The sequence below is a fragment of the Clostridium sp. DFI.5.61 genome (assembly GCF_024462915.1).
Taxonomy (GTDB): domain Bacteria; phylum Bacillota; class Clostridia; order Oscillospirales; family Oscillospiraceae; genus Lawsonibacter; species Lawsonibacter asaccharolyticus.
The window spans coordinates 1-221 of the sequence record NZ_JANGBZ010000185.1 but is presented as its reverse complement, the minus strand read 5'-3'; the positions used below and the strand labels follow the sequence as shown (position 1 = coordinate 221).

The window sequence follows — 221 nt, the reverse complement described above, 5'->3', positions numbered from 1 at the left end:
TTCCATAACATTTGCAACTCGTCTTGTGGCACCCAACGCTCACGCGGTTTTCCCATTGAGGCACCAAACATTGCGGGTTTAAGCAAGCGAGCAGGGTTGTGATCGATCAATCCCTGCAAAGCGGCATGGTCAAGCGTAATATTGAGAAGAATAAGTCCCTTGCGGACACCTTCGGCGCTGGTCTTTCTGATCCGTATGAGATGTTCATAAATGTAGGCTCT

At 48.9% G+C, this 221-nt stretch carries 1 protein-coding gene; it reads right to left on the bottom strand.

Annotated features, from left to right (window positions below; translation table 11 throughout):
- On the bottom strand, window positions 1-221 hold a 221-nt coding region (locus NE584_RS19570; protein WP_256183582.1), incomplete at both ends, for a hypothetical protein.